This window comes from Pseudomonas sp. 05N434 (genome assembly GCF_056396965.1).
On sequence record NZ_JBFTMK010000709.1, the window covers coordinates 1 to 2,101 of the forward strand.

Annotated in this window: 2 protein-coding genes and 1 pseudogene; 2 read left to right on the forward strand and 1 reads right to left on the reverse strand. The window is 61.7% G+C overall.

The features are described 5' to 3' along the window. Positions 1-337 (forward strand): bile acid:sodium symporter (locus tag AC1DLB_RS28370; protein WP_477786126.1); only part of this gene is annotated, 337 nt, incomplete at its 5' end. Here the strand turns inward: AC1DLB_RS28370 and AC1DLB_RS28375 are convergent. Next, the gene (locus AC1DLB_RS28375; RefSeq protein WP_477786127.1) at positions 338-1,615 is read right to left on the reverse strand and encodes an acetyl-CoA C-acetyltransferase; all 1,278 of its coding nucleotides are present in this window, start codon (positions 1,613-1,615) and stop codon (positions 338-340) included. A 192-nt stretch (positions 1,616-1,807) separates the two neighbouring features. Between AC1DLB_RS28375 and AC1DLB_RS28380 the strand changes: the two are divergent. Then, positions 1,808-2,101: pseudogene (locus AC1DLB_RS28380) on the forward strand (3-oxoacyl-ACP reductase); the annotation flags it as partial.

Below are 2,101 nucleotides of genomic sequence, written 5' to 3' on the forward strand. Positions count from 1 at the left end.
ACAGGGCAACAGCGTGATTCTCACGGCGTTGATTGGCAGCGCGATTCTGCTGGCGATCATCCTGTGGATGACCACCCGCACCGCCCACRCGCTGAAGTTCAGCCCCGCCGACGAGATCGCCGCGGTGTTCTGCGCCAGCAAAAAATCCCTGGCGGCCGGAGCACCGATGGCGGCGTTGATCTTTGGTGCCAACCCCGGCCTTGGGTTGATCCTGCTGCCAATCATGATCTACCACCCGTTGCAGCTGATCGTGTGCTCGGTGATGGCCGAGGGTTACGCCAACCGCAACCGGCAACTGGCCGCGCAGCAAAACGCCGCAGTGCTCAGCCCTCAATAATCAGCGCTCGATAATCGCCGTCACGCCCTGACCGCCGGCGGCGCAGATCGAGATCAACCCTCGGCCCTTGCCCGCCGCGTCCAGCAGCTTCGCCAGGTTGGCGACGATGCGCGCACCGGTGGCGGCAAACGGATGCCCGACGGCCAGTGAACTGCCTTTGACGTTGAGGYGACTGCGGTCGATGGAACCCAGCGCCGCGTCGAGGCCCAGGCGGGTTTTGCAATACTCCGGATCTTCCCAGGCCTTCAACGTACACAGCACCTGCGCGGCAAACGCTTCGTGGATTTCGTAGTAATCGAAATCCTGCAAGGTCAGGCCGTTGCGCGCCAGCAATCGCGGCACCGCATACACCGGCGCCATCAGCAGCCCTTCGGCACCGTTGACGAAATCCACCGCCGCCGCCTCGCCATCGCGCCAATARGCAAGCACCGGCAAACCGCGCTCCTTCGCCCATTCCTCACTGCCCAGCAGCACCACCGACGCGCCATCGGTGAGTGGCGTGGAGTTGCCCGCGGTCAGGGTGCCCTTGGCACTTTTCTCGAAGGCCGGTTTCAGTGAGGCGAGTTTTTCCAGGGTCAGCTCCGGGCGCAGGTTGTTGTCCCGGGTCAGGCCGAGGAACGGCGTCATCAGATCGTTGTGCCAGCCTTCGGCGTAGGACGCCGCCAGTTTCTGATGGCTTTCGAGGGTCAGCCGATCCTGCTCGTCACGCGGGATGCCCCAGGTCTGGGCCATCAATTCACAGTGTTCGCCCATCGACCGGCCGGTGCGCGGCTCGCCGATACTTGGAAAGTCCGGGATCAGGTGTCGGGGACGCAACTGCAGGAAGGTTTTCAGTTTGTCAGCGGTGCTTTTGGCACGGTTGGCTTGCAAGAGAATCTTGCGCAAGTCTTCGTTGACGCCGATCGGCACGTCCGAGGCCGTGTCGACACCACCGGCAATGCCACATTCAATCTGCCCCAGGGCGATTTTGTTCGCCACCAACAACGTCGCCTCCAGCCCCGTACCGCAGGCCTGCTGGATGTCGTAGGCCGGCGTCGTCGGCGACAACCGCGAGCCCAATACGCATTCACGGGTCAGGCCGTAGTCGCGCAAATACTTGAGCAAGGCCCCGGCGGCCACTTCGCCCATGCGCACACCGTGCAGGTTATAGCGCTCGATCAGGCCTTCCAGCGCTGCGGTGAACATCGCCTGGTTACTGGCAGTGGCGTACGGCCCGTTGGAACGGGCAAAAGGAATACGGTTACCACCGATAATCGCGACGCGACGCAGCTGAGTCATGAAAAAAGCTCCTTCTGATAGTCAATGGTGAACACACATCCCTGTGGGAGCGGGCTGCAATTCCTGAAAGACCTGCTAAACCCAAGCTCAAACCAACCTGCAATGTTCAAGCGTAGGCCTTATCTCGTGGATCGAACGACTAATTGCCATTCCTGGTCCACACTTTTAACCCCGGCTTCTGGAGCGTGATTCATGTCTGACCGCTATATCGATTTCGCCAATTCGTCCATCGGCCATCGTGTGGTCGCTGCCCTGGGTCTACCGTCGCCGGTACGGCTGGAACGCTGGCAAGCAGGCCGATTGCGGCCTGTCGAGGGGGCGCTGTTGATTGGCGGTGGCCCGCTGACGGAAAAAATCAGCACCCTCGCCAACCGCTTGACCGACACGATTTACAGCTACGGCACCGATCCGACCCTGGCCACCGCGTGGATTCCCGGCCACGGCCAGAAACTCAAAGCCGTGGTGTTCGACGCCAGTGACCTGGTG